Annotated in this window: 14 protein-coding genes; 6 read left to right on the top strand and 8 right to left on the bottom strand. The window is 69.2% G+C overall.

Going from position 1 to position 18097, the window contains the following annotated elements; all coding sequences use genetic code 11:
* The first annotated feature begins 259 nt into the window (after window positions 1-259).
* The 3 genes from KIT53_RS09435 to KIT53_RS09425 are packed head-to-tail and all read left to right on the top strand — an operon-like array spanning window position 260 to window position 4964.
* Window positions 260-2032 carry an N-acetylglutaminylglutamine amidotransferase gene (locus KIT53_RS09435; protein WP_297751105.1) on the top strand — a complete coding sequence of 591 codons (1773 nt, stop codon included), beginning with the start codon at window positions 260-262 and terminating at the stop codon, window positions 2030-2032.
* On the top strand, window positions 2029-3768 hold the full coding sequence (ngg, locus tag KIT53_RS09430) for an N-acetylglutaminylglutamine synthetase (protein ID WP_297751102.1): 1740 nt from the start codon (window positions 2029-2031) through the stop codon (window positions 3766-3768). The genes KIT53_RS09435 and ngg overlap by 4 nt, the downstream gene beginning before the upstream one ends.
* Window positions 3765-4964, top strand: coding sequence for an osmoprotectant NAGGN system M42 family peptidase (locus tag KIT53_RS09425; protein ID WP_297751100.1), 1200 nt, complete (start codon window positions 3765-3767; stop codon window positions 4962-4964). The genes ngg and KIT53_RS09425 overlap by 4 nt, the downstream gene beginning before the upstream one ends.
* Here KIT53_RS09425 and KIT53_RS09420 read toward each other — a convergent pair.
* The 8 genes from KIT53_RS09420 to KIT53_RS09385 are packed head-to-tail and all read right to left on the bottom strand — an operon-like array spanning window position 4961 to window position 14220.
* Window positions 4961-6130 (bottom strand): MFS transporter, encoded by a 1170-nt coding sequence (locus KIT53_RS09420; RefSeq protein ID WP_297751097.1) that lies wholly within the window; start codon window positions 6128-6130, stop codon window positions 4961-4963. The genes KIT53_RS09425 and KIT53_RS09420 overlap by 4 nt on opposite strands.
* Window positions 6131-6180: 50 nt before the next feature.
* Window positions 6181-7347, bottom strand: a complete 1167-nt coding sequence (gene tgt / locus KIT53_RS09415) for a tRNA guanosine(34) transglycosylase Tgt (RefSeq protein WP_297751095.1) — start codon at window positions 7345-7347, stop codon at window positions 6181-6183.
* 26 nt (window positions 7348-7373) lie between these two features.
* On the bottom strand, window positions 7374-8606 hold the full coding sequence (locus tag KIT53_RS09410; RefSeq protein WP_297751092.1) for a hypothetical protein: 1233 nt from the start codon (window positions 8604-8606) through the stop codon (window positions 7374-7376).
* Window positions 8603-9076, bottom strand: coding sequence for a DUF2269 domain-containing protein (locus tag KIT53_RS09405; protein ID WP_297751089.1), 474 nt, complete (start codon window positions 9074-9076; stop codon window positions 8603-8605). The genes KIT53_RS09410 and KIT53_RS09405 overlap by 4 nt, the downstream gene beginning before the upstream one ends.
* Window positions 9073-9447 carry a DoxX-like family protein gene (locus KIT53_RS09400; protein ID WP_297751086.1) on the bottom strand — a complete coding sequence of 125 codons (375 nt, stop codon included), beginning with the start codon at window positions 9445-9447 and terminating at the stop codon, window positions 9073-9075. Before KIT53_RS09400 ends, KIT53_RS09405 begins: the two co-directional genes overlap by 4 nt.
* Window positions 9434-10558: a saccharopine dehydrogenase NADP-binding domain-containing protein gene (locus KIT53_RS09395; protein ID WP_297751083.1), complete on the bottom strand. Its 1125-nt coding sequence runs from the start codon at window positions 10556-10558 to the stop codon at window positions 9434-9436. The genes KIT53_RS09400 and KIT53_RS09395 overlap by 14 nt, the downstream gene beginning before the upstream one ends.
* Window positions 10555-11664, bottom strand: coding sequence for a tRNA preQ1(34) S-adenosylmethionine ribosyltransferase-isomerase QueA (gene queA / locus KIT53_RS09390; RefSeq protein ID WP_297751079.1), 1110 nt, complete (start codon window positions 11662-11664; stop codon window positions 10555-10557). Before queA ends, KIT53_RS09395 begins: the two co-directional genes overlap by 4 nt.
* A 42-nt stretch (window positions 11665-11706) precedes the next feature.
* Complete coding sequence (locus tag KIT53_RS09385; protein WP_297751077.1) at window positions 11707-14220, bottom strand: chemotaxis protein CheW; 2514 nt, start codon at window positions 14218-14220, stop codon at window positions 11707-11709.
* 67 nt (window positions 14221-14287) lie between these two features.
* Between KIT53_RS09385 and recG the strand changes: the two genes are divergently transcribed.
* From recG to KIT53_RS09370, 3 genes are all read left to right on the top strand, one after another.
* Window positions 14288-16444: an ATP-dependent DNA helicase RecG gene (gene recG / locus KIT53_RS09380; protein ID WP_297751074.1), complete on the top strand. Its 2157-nt coding sequence runs from the start codon at window positions 14288-14290 to the stop codon at window positions 16442-16444.
* 148 nt (window positions 16445-16592) lie between these two features.
* Window positions 16593-17039: a hypothetical protein gene (locus KIT53_RS09375; protein WP_297751071.1), complete on the top strand. Its 447-nt coding sequence runs from the start codon at window positions 16593-16595 to the stop codon at window positions 17037-17039.
* 90 nt (window positions 17040-17129) lie between these two features.
* Window positions 17130-18089, top strand: coding sequence for a hydrogen peroxide-inducible genes activator (locus KIT53_RS09370; protein ID WP_297751068.1), 960 nt, complete (start codon window positions 17130-17132; stop codon window positions 18087-18089).
* Window positions 18090-18097 lie beyond the last annotated feature (8 nt).

Genomic DNA, 18097 nt, shown 5'->3' with positions numbered 1-18097 from the left:
ATCAATATTGAAATAGATATAATGAACGCTTCGCTTCATCTTTCAACCCGCGTGCACCCCGAGCCTGCGGAATCTGGGAGACCCTGGACAGGTTTCCGATGGGCGCCACGCCCTGTGGCGTCGTTTCCGTGGGTGGTGCGCCAGCCGATCCGCCCCTTTTCCTGTTGAACCGGCCGCTGGCATTGCCCGGCATCCACCCTTTTTCAACATCCCACAACACCCGGCGGTCGGCTTTCCTTGCCAGGAGGGCAGAACACCCATGTGTGGAATCGCAGGAGAAATACGCTTCGACGGCAGCGCTGTCGATGCCGACGCGCTGGCGCGCATGAACGGCCGCCAGCGGGCCCGGGGCCCCGACGGCCAGGGCATGCATGTGAGTGACCGCTTTGGTTTTGGCCATCGCCGGCTCAAGATCATGGACCTATCGGAGGCCGCCCAACAGCCCATGTTCGATCCGGCGCTGGGCGTGGGCATCGTGTTCAACGGCGCGGTCTACAACCACGCGGCGCTGCGGCGCGAACTGGAGGGCAAGGGGTATCGCTTCTTTTCCCATGGCGATACGGAGGTGCTGCTCAAGGCGTTCCATGCCTGGGGCCCCGATTTCGTCCAGCGGCTCAACGGCATGTTCGCGTTCGCCATCTGGGAGCGCGACAGCGGCCGTGTGCTGCTCGGTCGTGATCGCCTGGGCATCAAGCCGCTGTACCTCGCGCCGCTGCCTGGCGGCCTGCGTTTCGCCTCCACCCTGCCGGCGCTGCTGGACGCGGGCGGCGTGGACACCTCGATAGATCCCGTCGGCCTGCACCACTACCTGTCGCTGCACGCCATCGTGCCGCCGCCGCACACATTGCTGCGGGGCGTGCGCAAGCTGGCCCCCGGGACCGTGCTGCAGATCGAGCCGGATGGCGCTGCCCGTGAACACCGCTACTGGTCGCTGGACTACCGGCGCGACGCTGTCGATGAAGCCTGCTCGTTCGACGACTGGCGCGAGATCCTGCTCGATGGCCTGCGGGCGGCGGTGGCGCGCAGGCTGGTGTCGGACGTGCCGGTTGGGGCCCTGCTCTCCGGCGGCGTGGACTCCAGCCTCATCGTGGGCCTGATGGCCGAAGCCGGCGTGCGCGACCTGCGCACCTACAACGTGGGTTTCGAGGACGTGGGCGGCGAGACCGGCAACGAGTTCGCCTATGCGGAGATCGTTGCACGGCGTTTTGGCACCACCCACGAACGCATCTTTGTGCCGGAGGCGCAACTGCTCGATCGCCTGCCAGAGGCCATTGCCGCCATGAGCGAGCCCATGGTGAGCCACGACTGCATCGGCTTCTTCCTGCTGTCGGAAGCGGTCGCGCGCCACAGCAAGGTGGTGCAGAGCGGCCAGGGCGCGGACGAGGTGTTCGGTGGCTACCACTGGTACCCGAAGCTGCAGGGCAGCCGGGAACCGGTGGCCGACTACATGGCTGCCTTCCGGGACCGCGACCACGCCGAGATGGGGCAGCTGCTGCAGCCCCAATGGCTGGGCGAGGACCACACCGCGCGGTTCGTGGCCGAACGCCTCACCGCGCCGGGCGCGAGCGATCCGGTGGACCAGGCCCTTCGCCTGGACACCACCGTGATGCTGGTGGACGACCCGGTCAAGCGCGTGGACAACATGACGATGGCCTTCGGCCTGGAGGCCCGCGTGCCCTTCCTGGACCACGAACTGGTGGAGCTGGCGGCGCGCATACCTGCGCGCCACAAACTGGCGGGCGGCGGCAAGGGCATCCTGAAGGAAGCGGCGCGGCGCGTGATCCCCGCCGAGGTGATCGACCGGCCCAAAGGCTACTTTCCGGTGCCGGCGCTCAAGCACTTGCGAGGCCGAGTACTGGAAAGCGTGCGCGATGCCCTGGCCAGCCGCGCCGCGCGCGAGCGAGACCTGTTCCGTCCTGCCTATGTGCAGCGTCTGCTGGACGACCCCAGCGCCCATCTCACGCCACTGCGGGGCTCCAAGCTCTGGCAGCTCGGCCTGCTCGAACTCTGGATGCAGGAGCACACGTCATGATGCGCAAACAAGCCCAACGCGCGCTGCGGCTCGGCCGCGCCAGCACACCGCAGGCCGAGGCGCGCGGCCAGTCGCCCGCGCGCAGCAACGCCGTGACCGACTGCGGCTGGGGGCGGCTGATCGCCGGCCACACCTTCGCCGACCCGGCCGACGTGGCGGCGGCTCTGCTGCAGGAGCAGCCGGGCCAGCGCGACATTGCCTTCTACCTGGACAAGCCGCACGTGGTGGTGTCGCACGCCCCGGCTCAGCTCTTCGTCGACCCGTCGGAAACCTTCCGCCTCTGGCTCAACCAGTACACGCCACCGCGCGCCGCGCGCCGGGGCTTCACCATCCGGCGTTTGCGCTCGCGTGCCGACGTAGCCGCCATCAATGCGATCTACCGCGCGCGGCGGATGGTGCCGGTGGACCCGGCCCGTGTGTGGGGACAACGCGCCGATCGCCGCGTGGTCTACGCCCTGGCCGAAGACCGCCACAGCGGCGAGGTGATTGGCGTGGCCATGGGGCTGGACCATGCGGAGGCGTTTGGCGAAGCCGAGACCGGCGCCAGCCTGTGGGCGCTGGCGGTGTCGCCCCAGGCCAGCCATCCCGGCATCGGTGAGGCGCTTGCACGCTACCTGGCCGAGCACTTCCAGGCCCGCGGCCGTGCCTTCATGGACCTCTCGGTGCTGCACGACAACGCCTCGGCGATCGCGCTCTACCGCAAGCTGGGCTTCCAGAACATCCCGGTGTTCGCGGTGAAGCGGCGCAACGCCATCAACGCGCCGCTGTTCACCGACAGCAGCACGCAGGCGGACGGCCTCAATCCCTATGCCCGCATCATCGTCGACGAGGCGCAGCGGCGCGGCATCCGCGTGGAGGTGATCGACGCCGAGAACGGCTACTTCAAGCTCAGCCTGGGCGGGCGCAGCGTCGTGTGCCGCGAATCGCTTTCCGAGCTCACCAGCGCGGTGGCCATGAGCCGCTGCGCGGACAAGCACGTCACCGTGCGCCTGCTCGCGCAGGCTGGCCTGTCGGTGCCGTGCCAGACGCTGGCGGCCGATGCGGCCCACAACGCGGCTTTTCTGCGTGAACAGGGCGCCATCGTCGTCAAGCCGGTGGACGGGGAACAGGGCAAGGGCATCAGCGTGAACATCAGCGCCACGGAGGACATGGAGACCGCGATCGAGAACGCGAGCCACTTCGGCGAGCGCGTGCTGCTGGAGCAGTACTGCGAAGGGCAGGACCTGCGCATCGTGGTCATCAACCACCAGGTGGTCGCCGCCGCCGTGCGCAAACCCGCCAGCGTGGTGGGCGACGGCCAGTCCACGATCGCCCAGCTGATCGACAAGCAGAGCCGCCGCCGGGCGGCTGCCACCGGCGGCGAGTCGCGCATCCCGGTGGACGGCGAGACCCGCCGCTGCATCGGTCTGCAAGGCTTCACGCTGGAGGACGTGCTGCCCTTCGGTGAAACACTGGCGGTGCGCAAGACCGCCAACCTGCACACCGGCGGCACCATCCACGACGTGACCGGGCAACTGCATCCCGCGCTCAAGAGCGCCGCCGAGCACGCCAGCCGCGTGCTCGACATCCCGGTGACCGGGCTGGACTTCCTGGTGCGCGCCATCGACCAGCCCGAGCACGTGATCATCGAGGCCAACGAGCGTCCTGGCCTGGCCAACCACGAACCCCAGCCCACGGCGCAGCGCTTCGTCGATCTGCTGTTCCCGGGCTCTGCCACCGAGGAGGTGCACGCATGACGACCCCGAACCTGCCGGCGATCGACTACCCGTTTCTCGAAGAAACCCTGCTGCACCTGCTGGCCATCCCCAGCCCTGTGGGCCTGACCGATGCGGTGGTGCGCTACACCGCCAGCCGGCTCGACGCCATCGGCATCCCCTATGAAATCACGCGCCGGGGTGCCATCCGCGCCACGCTCAAGGGCCGCGAGCAACGGCCCGCGCGCGCCATCGTCGCGCACCTGGACACCCTGGGCGCCATGGTGCGCGAGATCAAGCCCAATGGCCGCCTCGGCATCGTGCCCATTGGCAGCTGGTCCTCGCGCTTTGCAGAAGGCGGGCGCCTCACCGTGTTCACCGACGCGCAGCAACTGCGCGGCACCTGCCTGCCGCTCAAGACCTCGGGCCATGCGTATGGCGGCGAGATCGACACCCAGCCCTCGGACTGGGATCATGTGGAGGTGCGCGTGGACCTGCCCGCGCACAGCGCGCAGGACCTGCGTGATGCCGGCATCCACGTGGGTGACTGGATCGCTTTCGACCCGCAGACCGAACTGCAACCGGGGGGCTACATCAACTCGCGCTACCTGGACGACAAGGCCGCCGTGGCCGTGCTGCTCGCGGCCTGCAAGGCCATCGTGGACAGCGGCGCGAAGCTGCCGGTGGATGCCCATCCGCTGTTCACCATCACCGAGGAGGTCGGCTCCGGCTCGTCGGCCGCGCTGCATGGCGACATTGCGGAGATGGTGAGCCTGGACATCGCGATCGCCGCGCCTGGCCAGAACACCGACGAACGCGCCGCCACCATCTGTGTGCAGGACATGGCCGGCCCGTTCGACTACCACCTCACGCACAAGCTCATCGACCTGGCCCAGGCGCATGGCATCGCGCACCGGCGCGACGTGTTCCGCTTCTACCGCTCGGACTCCGCAGCGGCGGTCGAGGCCGGCAACGACATCCGCACCGCGCTCATCGGCTTCGGTGCCGACGCCTCGCACGCCCAGGAGCGCACGCACCGCGATGCGTTGCAGGCGCTGGCCGACCTGAGCGTGGCCTACCTGCTGTCCGACCCGGTGGCCCGGCGCGATCGCAAGTCCATGGGCTCGCTCGAAGGGTTCACCGAGCAGCTCAAGCCCGAGGAGATGGGTGTCGCGCCACAGGCGTTGCCGGATCCGCAGGTGTTCCTCGATGCCGACGGCACGGTGTCGTCACCCTAGCGGCGCTCCTCGCGCCACAGCGGACGCAGCGCCCACAATCCCAGTGCCGGGCCGATCGCCAGCCAGGGCAGCAGGGCCGACAGGGGGAAGCGGTCGGCCAGCGAGACGAACAGGAGGATGCTGGCGATGGAGATGGCGAAGCCGATGCTGTTGGTCAGGGTGAGCACGCTGCCGACGATCTGGGGCGGTGTGTTGCGGGCGGTGAGCGCCGAGAACTGCGGCGAGTCCCCGGAAACCGTGATGCCCCACAGCAGCAGCCAAGCGCAGAAGAGTGGCGCGGGTGCGTGCATCAGCCAGGGACCGGCCAGGCAGCACAGGCCGCTGAGCGCCAACTGCACCCCCGCCACGCGCGCGCTGCCCCGGCGCTGCGCGATCCAGCCCCCGCCGGCGCAGCCGATCGCGCCGGCACCCAGCACCACGAAGGCAGCCCACGACAGCGCCGTACCCTGCAGCCGGGTGGCCAGGATCAGCGGGACCAGTACCCACATGGTGTAGAGCTCCCACATGTGGCCGAAGTAACCCAGCACCGAGCTGCGCACGCGCGCGTCGGTCCACATCACCGCCAGGGCGCGCCACTGCAGGCCGACAGGCCGGGCCACGGCATGCGGAGGATCGCCCATGGCAAAAAACAGCAGCAGGCCGCCGGCCGCGGCCATGGCGGCCACGCCCAGCATGAGGGTGGGCCAGGGCAGGGTGTCGCCGAGTGCGCGCAGGGCGTGTGCACTGGCCGAACCCAGGATGAGCGCACCAATCAGCAGGCCCAGCGCCGCGCCCAGGCCACGCGTGAACCACTGCGCGGCGATCTTCATGCCCACCGGGTAGATGCCGGCGAGGAAGAAACCGGTGGTGAAGCGCCATGCCATGAGGGCGTTCTGGTCGCGCACGGTCCACCAAGCGCCCACGGTGCACGCGGCGCCGGCCAGGGCACAGATCAGAAAGACCCGGCGCGGGGGGAAACGATCGGCAATGGCCAGCAGGGCAAACACCAGCGTGCCGGCGATGAACCCCAGTTGCAGCGCCGAGGTGAGGGCTCCCACGGTGCTGGTCGGCCAGCCCAGTTCTCGCTGCAGGTCGGGCATGACCGCGTTCACCGCAAACCAGAGTGAGGTGCCCATGAACTGGGCGATCACCAGGACGGGCAGGATGTGGCGGGGAACCTCGCGCATGGGCCCGGATGGTACCGGGCCGCCTCATGGCATCAAAGTGGTGCGCCCGGTCACACGCCGCGCGCCCTGTCTTCCTTGAAGCGCGCCTGGAAGGCCGCGAAGCGGCCAGCGTCCAGCGCCTCGCGCACCTCGCGCATGAGATTGAGGTAGTGGTGCAGGTTGTGGATGGTGGCCAGCATGGGGCCCAGCATTTCGCCGCAGCGGTCCAGGTGGTGCAGGTAGGCGCGGCTGAAGCCTTCGCGGCCGCCGTCGGCCCAGCTCACGCCGCTGCGGCCGGCGCAGGCGTAGCAGGTGCAGGTCGGGTCCAGGGGCTGGTGGTCGGTCTTGTGGCGCGCGTTGCGGATCTTGAGGTCGCCGTAGCGTGTGAACAGCGTGCCGTTGCGCGCATTGCGCGTGGGCATGACGCAGTCGAACATGTCCACGCCGTCGGCCACGCCCTGCACCAGATCTTCAGGCGTGCCCACGCCCATGAGGTAACGCGGCTTGTGCGCGGGCAGGCGGTGCGGTGTGTGCGCCATGATGCGCCGCATCTCGTCCTTGGGCTCGCCCACGCTCACGCCGCCGATGGCGTAGCCGGGGAAGTCCATGGCGACCAGGGCCTCCAGCGATTCCTGGCGCAGGTGCTCGAACATGCCGCCCTGCACGATGCCGAACAGTGCGTTCGGATTGCCGAGCCGCGCGAACTCGTCTTGTGAGCGCTTCGCCCAGCGCAGGCTCATCTCCATGCTCTTGCGCGCTTCGGCGTCGGTGGTGATGTGGCCGTTGGTCTCATAGGGTGTGCACTCGTCGAGCTGCATGACGATGTCGCTGTTGAGGCCGGTCTGTATCTGCATGCTGACCTCGGGCGACATGAAGAGCCGGTCGCCGTTGACGGGCGAGGCGAAGTGCACGCCTTCTTCGGTGATCTTGCGCATGGCGCCCAGGCTCCAGACCTGAAAGCCGCCCGAGTCGGTGAGGATGGGTTTGTGCCACTGCTCGAAGGCGTGCAGGCCGCCGAAGCTCTTCATCACCTCCTGTCCCGGCCGCATCCAGAGATGGAAGGTGTTGCCCAGGATGATCTGCGCGCCCATGTCTTCCAGGCTGGCCGGCATCACGCCCTTGACCGTGCCGTAGGTGCCCACCGGCATGAAGATGGGCGTCTGCACCACGCCGTGGTTGAGGGTGAGGCGGCCGCGCCGGGCGTGGCCTTCGGTCTTGAGAACGTCGAACTGGAGCATGTGCTTTCCGGTGAAGAGAAGGGTTGTCAGGGCTGGCGCGCGACCACGATCACGCTGCGGTTGCGGTCTTCCACGATCCACAGCCGGCCGTCGGCGTCCAGTGTGAGGCCCGCCGGCGTACCCAGGGGCCGCACACCGGCCCGCGCCTGCCAGCCGCTGACCAGGTCTTCGCGCGGGCCGCTGGGGCGGCCGTGTTCGTCGAGCCGCCAGGCGACCACGCGCTGGCCGCCTGGTCGGTAGCCGTGCCAGACCGCGAGCAGGCGTCCGGCCCAGGGGCTGTCATCGGGCAGGCCGGCGGGTGCGGTCAGCAACTGCAGTGGCGCCACGTGGGCGGGCCAGGCGGCAAAGGCCCGCCGGTGGCTGGCGCAGCGCGCCCGGCCCTCGTAGCCGCGCGCGGCCACCGAGCGGCCCCGGGTGTCGCTCACGCAGTAGGGCCAGCCGTAGGATGCGCCTTCAACCAGTTCGTTGAGTTCCTCGGCCGGCAGGCCGGCATCGGGGTAGTCGACCGAGTTCTCGGCCTGCCACAGGCGCACCTGGCCGTCGCGTGCCGTGGTGGCGGCCAGGCCGAGCGAGTTGCGCAGGCCGGTGGCCAGCGGTCGCAGGGCTTGCAGCGTGAAGCGTTCGCCCCCCAGGGTGGCCACGTAGACGGCGGCATGGGGCTGAGCGCCCGTGAGTTCCGGGCAGGGAACGGGCTGGCTCTGGTCATCGCCGCGGCAGGCGTCGGTGAGCGAGCCGGCGTTGATCAGCAGGCGGCCATCGGGCGTGAAGGCGATTTCCTTGAGCGGATGCGCGCCTCCACTGGGCAGACCGGTGATCACGTCTTCGCGCTGCACCACGTCGCCAGGCGGTGTGCGCCACACGGTGCCGGCTTCGCCGACGTAGATGCGCCCATCGGGTCCCCGCGTCAGGCCGTGCGGCCGATCCAGGCCGCTGGCGAGCACGCGCAGGCGCCCGGGTTCACCCCGGGCGAGGTCGGTGCGCAGTTCCAGCAGCCGGCCCCGGCGCGGCTCCCAGTTGCCCATGTCGATGATCCAGAACCGCCCGGGCGCGATCTCCAGCAGGCGGCGCGGCATGCGCAGCCCGTCGCGCGCGTCCGCGACCAGGCCGGCGCACCAGCCCTGTGGCACCTGGAGCGCGATGCCCGGGTGGCCGGCGCAGGCCGCACGCTCGGCGTACAGCGGAGTGCCGAGCGCGGGCAGGGCTGCGAGTGGCCACGCGGCCAGGCCCAGGCAGCGGAGGAGGAAGCGTGCCGTCTTCATGCGAAGGAGGGTTTGAACACCATGAGAGCGAACACCACCAGCATGGCGGCAAACGCCGGATAGCCCAGGCGTTCCCACCAGCGCGCGAACCGCCAGTAGGCCGAAGGCAGGGCGGCGCCAGCCTGGTGGGCCTGGCGGGCCATGGCGGCCATGCGCCATTGCAGCCACACCACCGGCAGCCACAGCAGGCCGGTGAGCACATACAGCGCAATGGACCAGGCGATCCAGGGTGTGCCCAAGGGCCAGCCGGCCATGTGCGCCAGGGCCAGGCCCGTGGCGGGCTGGACCAGCACGGCGGGGGTCGTGAACCAGGCGTCGGCCCGGACCACCAGCCGGGACACGACGGCCTGCGCCGCCAGGCTGCCGCTGCGGTTGGTGAAGAACATGAAGAACGCGGTGCCCAGCCCGGTGCCGACCAGCACCACGCTGGAGACCACGTGGACCCATTTGAGCAGCAGGTAGGTGTTCAACGGTCAGCCTCCGGATGACGCAGCAGGACCAGCAGGATGGCGGCGACAGGCACATTCTTCACCAGGGGGGCGAAGGGGTGCAGCCAGGCGTCGGGCACGATGACCGTGGCCAGGGCCGTCATGAGCAGCATGCCGATCAGGGCCACCGCATAGACCAGGCGTCCGGGTCGCAGCGCCATCCACAGCGCCAGCAGCATGTCGGTCGCGGCTCCGGCGCCGATCAACCAGGGTTTGGCCCACTCCAGGTCCGGACGCAGGTGGGCCAGCAAGGCCTGGCTTTGCCCGTTCCACTCCCAGACGCTGACCACGGCGGTAAGGGACCACACGCACACCAGACTCCATCGCAGCAGACGCAGATCAGGCCCCGGCATGGTTCACCTCTTCGTCGGTGACCATGCCCCAGCGGGCGAACTCACCCTGGAAGTCGCCGAGGGACAGCAGCCCGGTGGCGGTGTGCGCGCCGAGCGGCAGGTCCGCTCCCCGCGCCAGCCGCCGGGCGAACAGGAGGGCGGGCATGGTGGGAATCTCCGGGCCATGGTCGTGGTCGGCGCTGATGTGCCAGGCTGCGGTCCGGGCCACGCCCTGTGCGTCCAGGCCACCCACGCGCACCACCATGCCGCCCAGTGCGCTGCCCCAGCGGTCGAACAGCGGCGCGAACCGGTGCAGCCAGGGTGCCAGCCGCTGCGGCTGCCTGAGCCAACCCCATCGACGTACCTTTGCGATCCAGGCAAATGCCTTCTGGGACAGTGGCACCTCCAGCGCGGCATGGAACATCACCCGGTTCCGCACCCGGTAGTGCAAGGGGAAGATCTCCAGATCGGGCACATCGCACAGCGCGCCCAGTCGGGGCGGCATGCGCGCGAAAGTCTCGCGGCAGGGCGTCTCCCAGCCGTAGGCCTGCACCCATTGCCCGTCGCGCCAGACCGGGATGGGGGCACCGCAATAGCCGAGCACCGCTTCCAGCGTGGCGACGCCGCGCGGAGCCGTTTGTGCCGGCGCGATGCAGATGTCCACCGTGTGGATGCCTTGCCAGCCTTTTGTGAGGTGGTCGACCACGGCGGAGGACAGTGCCGGCACCGTGCTCGCGCCGCTGATGGCGGTGCGGCCGGCGCGCAGGAAGTGTTCGTGCAGTGCCACGGGGAAGTCGCACACGAAGCGGCGCCCGTCGGCAAGGTCGGTGTAGTGGCAGCCGGCTTGCGCGCAGGCCAGCGCCACGCCATAGCCCTGGGCCTGGAACGGGCCAGCGGTGTGGATGACGAGGCCAATGCCGTGCCTGCGCAGCACGGACGGCAGGTCCGCGTCGGCGGCGTCGACCCGCAGCGCCTCGATCGCCGGTCCTGTGGCCTGTGCGAGCGCCGTGGCCCGCTGCGCGTCCCGTCCGCCCACCACGAGTTGGATCCCCGCGTCCTGCGCCATCGAGCGCACGATGCGCGCGCCGAAGTTGCCATAGCCACCCAGCACCAGGATGCGCAAGGGTTTCACGGGCGGTTTCCCCTCTGCAGCAGCATGGCATCGCCGTAGCTGAAGAACCGGTAGCGCTGCGCGATGGCGTGCGCGTACAGCGCGCGGATGTGCCCGTAGCCCGCGAAGGCACTGACCAGCATCATCAGCGTGGACTGCGGTAGGTGGAAGTTGGTCACCATCAGGTCGACCTTCTGGAACGCGAACCCGGGTGTGATGAAGATGTTGGTGTCGCCCTGCGTCAGACCGGTCCGCGCCCAGCTCTCCAGTGTGCGCACGGTGGTGGTGCCCACCGCCACCACGCGGCCGCCGCGCGCACGGCAATCGGCGAGGGCACTCAGTGTCTGTGGCGGGATGGCGTAGCGTTCGTGGTGCATCACGTGGTCGGCGATGCGGTCGGCCTTCATGGGCGCGAAGGTGCCCGCGCCCACATGCAGTGTCACGTTGGCGCGCTGCACGCCGCGTGCGTCCAGTGCGGCCAGCACGGCCTCGTCGAAGTGCAGCGCGGCCGTGGGCGCCGCGACCGCGCCCGGCACGCGGGCAAAGACGGTCTGGTAGCGGCGCTCGTCGTCCGTGTCGTCGGCGTGGTCGATGTAAGGGGGCAGCGGCACATGTCCGTGGCGCGCCATCAGCTCATACGGTGTCTCGCCGGCCGGACCCAGCAGGCGCAGCCGGAAGAGCTGGCCCCGCTCGTCGGGCCAGCGTCCGAGATAGACCGCATCGAACCCGCCGGCCTGCAGGCCGCCAGCCATGTGCAGGCGCCCGCCGGGCAGCGGCTTCTTGCTCACGCGCAGGTGGGCCACGACTTCGTGCGCCGTGCCGTCGCTGGCTTCGTGCGGCAGCAGCACGCGTTCGATCAGCATTTCCAGTTGTCCGCCAGACGCCTTCCGGCCGAACAACCGCGCCTTGACGACCTGGGTGTCGTTGAACACCAGCAGGTCGCCTTCGCGCAGCAGCGCGGGCAGGTCGCGGAACACACGGTCCACCGGCGCATCGCCCGCGCCGTCCAGCAGGCGCGAGGCGCTGCGTTCGGGCGCAGGGTGCTGGGCGATCAGCTCCGGGGGGAGGTGGAAATCGAAATCGGCGGCACGCCAGTCGTGCGCGGAGGAAGGGGTGTTGGGGGACATGCGCTTGAGGGCCTGACAGGGCCCGTTCCAAAACACGGCCCGCTATTCTGGCAGAGCGGCGCTTTCCACTTGCTCAAACAGGCCATCGACGTCGATCAGCTGTATCAGGGGCTGCTCCCCTTGGGGGCTGACCAGGTGTGTCACCAGCGCCGGGCCGTGGGGCGCGCGCACGGGTGAGGGCACGATCTGCTGGCGGCCGAATTCCGGTACGGCGTGAAGCGCGTCCACCAGCAGGCCGATCTGGCGCGCTCCGCGCCGCAGAACAACGATCTCGCCGCTGTCCTGCCGCAAGCTGCGCTGGCTGCCGACGAGGTGGCCGAGGTCGTACACCCACACCGAGCGCTCGATGGACATGCCTTGCTGGGGCACCAGCAGGCCCACCCGGGCGTGGCTGTCGCCGGCGCGCTGGCCCGAGAGGTGCCGCGAAGGCACGGCCTGCGCCACGTACGCGGCGGGCAAGCCCAGGATGTGCTCGCCACAGCAGACCGTGGCGTACATGCTCAGGGGCTCGTCCGGCGCTGGGCGAGGCTCATAGACGCCGCGCGCGGCAGCGGCCTGCGGTCGGACCTCGCCCAGCGCAAGGCAGACGATGGCCAGCACGTCATCCACATAGCCATCCGCATTCTTGAACTCGCGGTAGCCCTGGGTGACCGCGCAGGCCATGACCACATACTGCTTCCCTTGCTCCAGCACGGCCGCATGGCTCTTGCCCCGTTCAAGGGCGTGGACATGTGCCGGCAGCGCCATGGCGCTGCCCACGGTCAGCGCGGTATCCGTCGACGACAACACCTTGCCTTGCCGGTCGACGAAGCTCGCCGTGGCGCCGGCATCTGGCACGAGGCAGCCCTGGAGCATGGCCAGCAGTTCGCGCTCGGACTCGAACACGATGCCGATGCCGCCCACGACGAGGGCGTCGTCGTCGGGGTGCCGGATTGCCGCGTGGTACACGTAGGTGGGTTGGCCATGGGCCAGCGGGCTGGCTTCAAACGGGCTGACGGCGTAGGCCTGCGTGTCCGGCAGCGCCAGCACCCGCTGCAGCGTGGCGCCATCTACCCGGGGTGCCGTGGCCTGTATGTGCGGCAGCATGCCGCGTGAAGCGGCGATGATCCGCCCTTCCACGTCATAGACGCAGAGCGTGCCGTACACCGTGTAGAGCCCATTGATGTAGTCCAGGATGCGGGTGACGGCGTCGACATCGGGCAGCGGGCTCGCCAGTGCCGAGCGGATCTCCGGGGTCAGGGCCCACCAGCGACAGTCGTTGGCCCGCTCGTAGAGGTTGCGGTCCAGCAGGTCCACCAGCAACTGGGCCACCGCCTCGGCGCCGTCCTGCCGCGACTGGAGCACGGTTTCGTAGAGCTCGCTGATCGAACGGGAGAAGACCTCGTTGCTGCGGGTGCCGGTCTCGCTGATCTGGTCGAGAATGGCCTTGAGCTGCGCCCCGTCCTCGCGCTGCTCAGACGTGATCACCTGCCCGTTCCACACCACCCGCTGGATGGTCTTCGTGGCATTCATCACCTCGTGCAGCGGTGGGCTGAAGCTGTGCGCATGGGACAGCAACCCGGCTGCCGTGGCTGCATCCAGCGAGGCCAGCGTCTGACGCCGGCTGGGCGGAAAAGCCATCTGCAGCGGCACCATGGCCTGGCCCTGCCAGCCCGGTGGCCCGGGATAGCCCTGGTAGTTTTCCGCCCGGCAGGTCTGCACCAGGTACTCGCGGCCTTCGTGAATGAACACCTGTGGAGTTCCCTGCGGATTGACCGGCACCGTGGTGCCGGGCGCGATCCAGCGCTCGTCGGCGCTGGCGAGCACACGGCACCCCGCATCCAGCAGCAGCATGTTGACTCGGCCCTCCGCGTCCCCGTGGGAGCGGAAGATGCCGGCCATCTCCTGCGCGAAGTCGAAGCTCAGGCAGAGCAGCCCGACCACCGCGCCGCTGTCCGGATGGTGCATGCGGCGCGAATACATGAGCGCCTGCCCCCGGCCGGGACGCAGGTCGGTGGCCCTGAAGGTTTCGACGTACTGGCCGGTGGCCAGCGTGGCGCTCACCAGCGGGTCGCTGCTGCGCGCCACCGGGGCATCGGCGTCGAGCTGCACCAGCACCCGGCCCTCGGTGTCCAGCAGCAGGATCTCGTCGTACACCGTGTACTTGTTGCGGTACTCCTGCAACCGCCGCCGTACCCCTTGCGCGTCGGTGTGCAGGCCCGCCACGAAGCCGCACAGTTCGCGGTCCGTGGCCAGGAAACCCACGTCGGCCGTGCGCTCGTACAGGTTGCGCACCACGATGTCGATGACGAACCGCGCCTGGGTGCCGATGGCGCCCAGCACATGGCCGACCTTCTCGTCGGTCAGGTTCTTCACCAGGTCGTGCTCCAGCCGGCGAAAACCGGCCTGTGTCGCGCTCAGTATCGGCAGGATGCTGCGCGCGTCCTGCGGGCAGTTGAGCCGGGCAGAGGATTCGACGAGCCGCCACATGAGCCCCAGCTCCCGCAGGGACTGCTCGCAACGCGCCACGTCACGCATGTAGGGAAGGAACGTATCGGCGTGCACCTGTTCAGACATGTGCCTTCATCAAGCAAGCCATGTGCCATCGGACCTTGCCGCGCGCGGCTTCGTTCACAATCCGGCCATGTCGGAAACGGCGCCCGCTCAGTCCAGATCCCTGTCAGCCCCGCAAAAGGCCCTGCACAAGCTTGGCCTGGTGCGCGACATCGACCTGGCGCTGCACCTGCCGCTGCGCTACGAAGACGAGACCCGCATCGTGAAACTGCGCGATGCACGCGAAGGCCAGATGGCCCAGATCGAGGGCACGGTGACCGCCAGCCAGATCGGCCACCGCCCGCGCCGCCAGTTGCTGGTGACGCTGGACGACGGCAGCGACACCTGCACCCTGCGCTTCTTCACCTTCTACCCCTCACACCAGAAGGCGCTGGCCGTCGGCGCGCGGGTGCGGGTGCACGGCGAGTTGCGCGGCGGCTTCATGGGCTGGACCATGGTGCACCCGGCCTTCCATGCCGCCGGTGGCGAACTGCCGGATGCGCTCACGCCCGTCTACCCCACCAGCGCCACCTTGCCACAGGCCTACCTGCGCAAGGCGGTCGCCAGCGGGCTCCACCGCGCCGATCTCAGCGAGACGCTCCCGCCCGAACTGCTGCAGGAACTGCACGCGGTGGTGCGCACGCCCTGGAGCCTGCGCGAAGCCTTGCGCTACCTGCACCATCCCGGCCCCGAGGTGTCGCTGGCGGCGCTGGAAGACCGCACCCACCCGGCCTGGCAGCGCCTCAAGGCGGAGGAACTGCTGGCCCAGCAACTCTCTCAGCTCACCGCCAAGCAGGAACGCGATGCCCTGCACGCGCCCGCCCTGCAAGCCCGCCCCGGCGGTCTGCACGAACAGCTTCTGGCTGTGCTGCCGTTCTCCCTGACCGGCGCACAGCGCCGGGTGGTCGAAGACATCGCGCGCGACCTCCAGCGGCAAGTGCCCATGCACCGCCTGCTGCAGGGTGACGTGGGTTCGGGCAAGACCGTGGTGGCGGCACTTTCGGCCGCCATCGCCATCGATGCCGGTTGGCAGTGCGCCCTGATGGCCCCCACCGAAATCCTGGCCCAGCAGCACTTCACCAAGCTCATCGGCTGGCTCGAACCCCTGCTCGCTCCATTGGGCAAACGCGTGGCCTGGCTCACCGGCAGCCAGAAAAAGAAGCAGCGCCGCGAGATGCTGGACCTGATCGCCAGCGGCGAGGCTGCGCTGGTGGTGGGCACGCACGCCGTCATCCAGGAACAGGTGCAGTTCCAGCGCCTGGCGCTGGCCGTCATCGACGAACAGCACCGTTTCGGCGTGGCGCAGCGGCTGGCGCTGCGAGAGAAGATGCAGGGCACGGCAGCGGCTTTGCCAGGCCACGCCCGAGCGGATGGCGGCTTCGTCCGGGCCGAGCCTGCCGAAGCCCCCACGCAGGAGCCCCACATGCTCATGATGACCGCGACACCCATCCCCAGGACGCTGGCGATGAGCTACTACGCCGACCTGGACGTCTCCACCATCGACGAACTGCCGCCGGGGCGAACGCCCATCGTCACCAAGGTGGTGGCCGACAGCCGGCGCGCCGAGGTGGTCGAGCGCATCCGCGGCCAGTTGGCGCAGGGCCGGCAGGTCTACTGGGTCTGCCCCTTGATCGAGGAGAGCGAGGCGCTGGACCTGTCCAATGCCACGGCCACACACGCCGAACTGACCGAGGCCCTGCCCGGCGTGCTGGTGGGACTGCTGCACTCGCGCATGCCGGTGGCTGAAAAGAAGGCGGTGATGTCGCTGTTTACCGATGGGCAGATGGGCGTCCTTGTGTCCACCACGGTGATCGAGGTCGGCGTGGATGTGCCCAATGCCTCGTTGATGGTGATCGAGCACGCCGAACGCTTCGGTCTGTCGCAGTTGCACCAGTTGCGTGGACGGGTGGGGCGCGGCGCGGCGGCCTCGGCCTGCGTGCTCATGTACTCGCCGCCCGATGGCGGGCGCCTGGGCGAGACGGCGCGCGAACGCCTGCGCGCCATGGTTGAAACCAGCGATGGTTTCGAGATCGCCCGCCGCGATCTGGAGATCCGTGGGCCGGGGGAGTTCCTGGGCGCACGGCAGTCGGGTGCGCCCCTGCTGCGGTTTGCCGACCTGGCGACAGACACGCACCTGCTGGACTGGGCCCGCCGCGCCGCGCCGCTGATGCTGGCGCGCCACCGAGGGCTGGCCGAGAAGCACATCTCGCGCTGGCTGGGAGCTCGCTCGGAGTTTCTGAAGGCCTGAGCGGCCGCGTGCACCCACTGCTGGTGCGCGCACGGTGTTGGCTCATGCGGCCATTTCCGAGGCCTGTGCATGCGTGCATCATCCGCTCCGATCGCGGGCATATTGGGCACCACGGTTTCCACCTTGACCTCGGTTCCCAGGAGATCCCATGCCGAATCCGTCCAACCCTTCTCCGTCTTCCCCGCAACACGCCGGTCCCGGGGTGGTGGCCGAATGGCGCCAGCACCTGGCCACCATGCAGGGCCAGACACCGGACCAGCAGCGCATGGCGCAGATACGAAGCCAGCGGCACAGGCTGGACGCGGAGACCGCGGCCAGTCTGCTGTACACCAGTGTCCGCGACGGCCTGCACGGTTCGGCGCGCCTGCTGTTGACGGAGCTGGCGGTGCCGCCGGCGGCTGTTGGCTGGTCCCCGGACCAGGCAAGCCGCTACCTGGGTGGCGAGCACGCCTTGGCGAGGAGCATGGTGGCGCCCGAGCCGGTTGTGCGGGCCATGCAGAACGCGAAGCCCAGGAAGACGGTGCATTGGTCCGATGCCGCTCCGAGCGCCGCGCCAGCGCGCACGCCCTCGCCATCGGGAGGCGCCACGTTGTGACCGCTGCGCCGGTGGTCGCGCGGGTTCAAGCTCCAGGCGGTGCAAGACGCTGCTCTTTGGGTGTTCCCGCTCCGGGCGCACAATATCCCCATGACGCTCACCGAACTCAAGTACATCGTCGCCGTCGCACGCGAGAAGCACTTTGGCAAGGCGGCCGAGGCCTGCTTCGTCTCGCAGCCGACGCTGTCGGTGGCGATCAAGAAGCTGGAAGAGGAGCTCGAACTCAAGATCTTCGAGCGCAACGCGGCCGAGATCAGCGTCACGCCGCTGGGTGAAGAGATCGTGCGCCAGGCCCAGACCGTGCTGGAGCAGGCCGCGGCCATCAAGGAAATCGCCAAGCGCGGCAAGGACCCGCTGGCCGGTCCGCTGCGGCTGGGTGTGATCTACACCATCGGCCCCTACTTGCTGCCCGACCTGGTGCGCCATGTGATCGACCGCACCCCGCAGATGCCGCTGATGCTGCAGGAAAACTTCACCGTCAAGCTGCTGGAGCAGTTGCGCCTGGGCGAGATCGACTGCGCCGTGCTGGCTGAGCCTTTCCCGGACACCAACCTGGCCATCGCGCCGCTCTACGATGAGCCCTTCATGGCCGCGGTGCCGCACACCCATCCGCTGGCGAGCAAGAGCCACATCACGGCGGAAGAGCTCAAGCGGGAGACCATGCTGCTGCTGGGCACAGGGCACTGCTTCCGCGACCATGTGCTGGAGGTCTGTCCTGAGTTCGCGCGCTTTTCGAACGACACCGAAGGCATACGCAAGAGTTTCGAAGGCTCGTCGCTGGAAACCATCAAGCACATGGTGGCCGCCGGCATGGGCGTGACGCTGGTGCCGCGCCTGTCGGTCCCGCCCTCGGCGATCGATGGCGCCACCTCGCCCGGGCAGGACTTCGGCGATTCGTCGTACGTGCGTTACCTGCCCTTCGAAGGCGATGCGCCCACGCGCCGCGTGGTGCTGGCCTGGCGCCGCAGCTTCACGCGCTACGAGGCCATCGCCGAACTGCGCAATGCCATTTATGCCTGCGAGTTGCCCGGCGTCAAACGTCTGTCGTGACGTTCTGG

Source organism: Hydrogenophaga sp. (genome assembly GCF_026125785.1).
Lineage (GTDB): Bacteria > Pseudomonadota > Gammaproteobacteria > Burkholderiales > Burkholderiaceae_C > Hydrogenophaga.
Note: the sequence above shows the minus strand (reverse complement) of the source record. Positions and strands in the feature narration are given on the sequence as shown.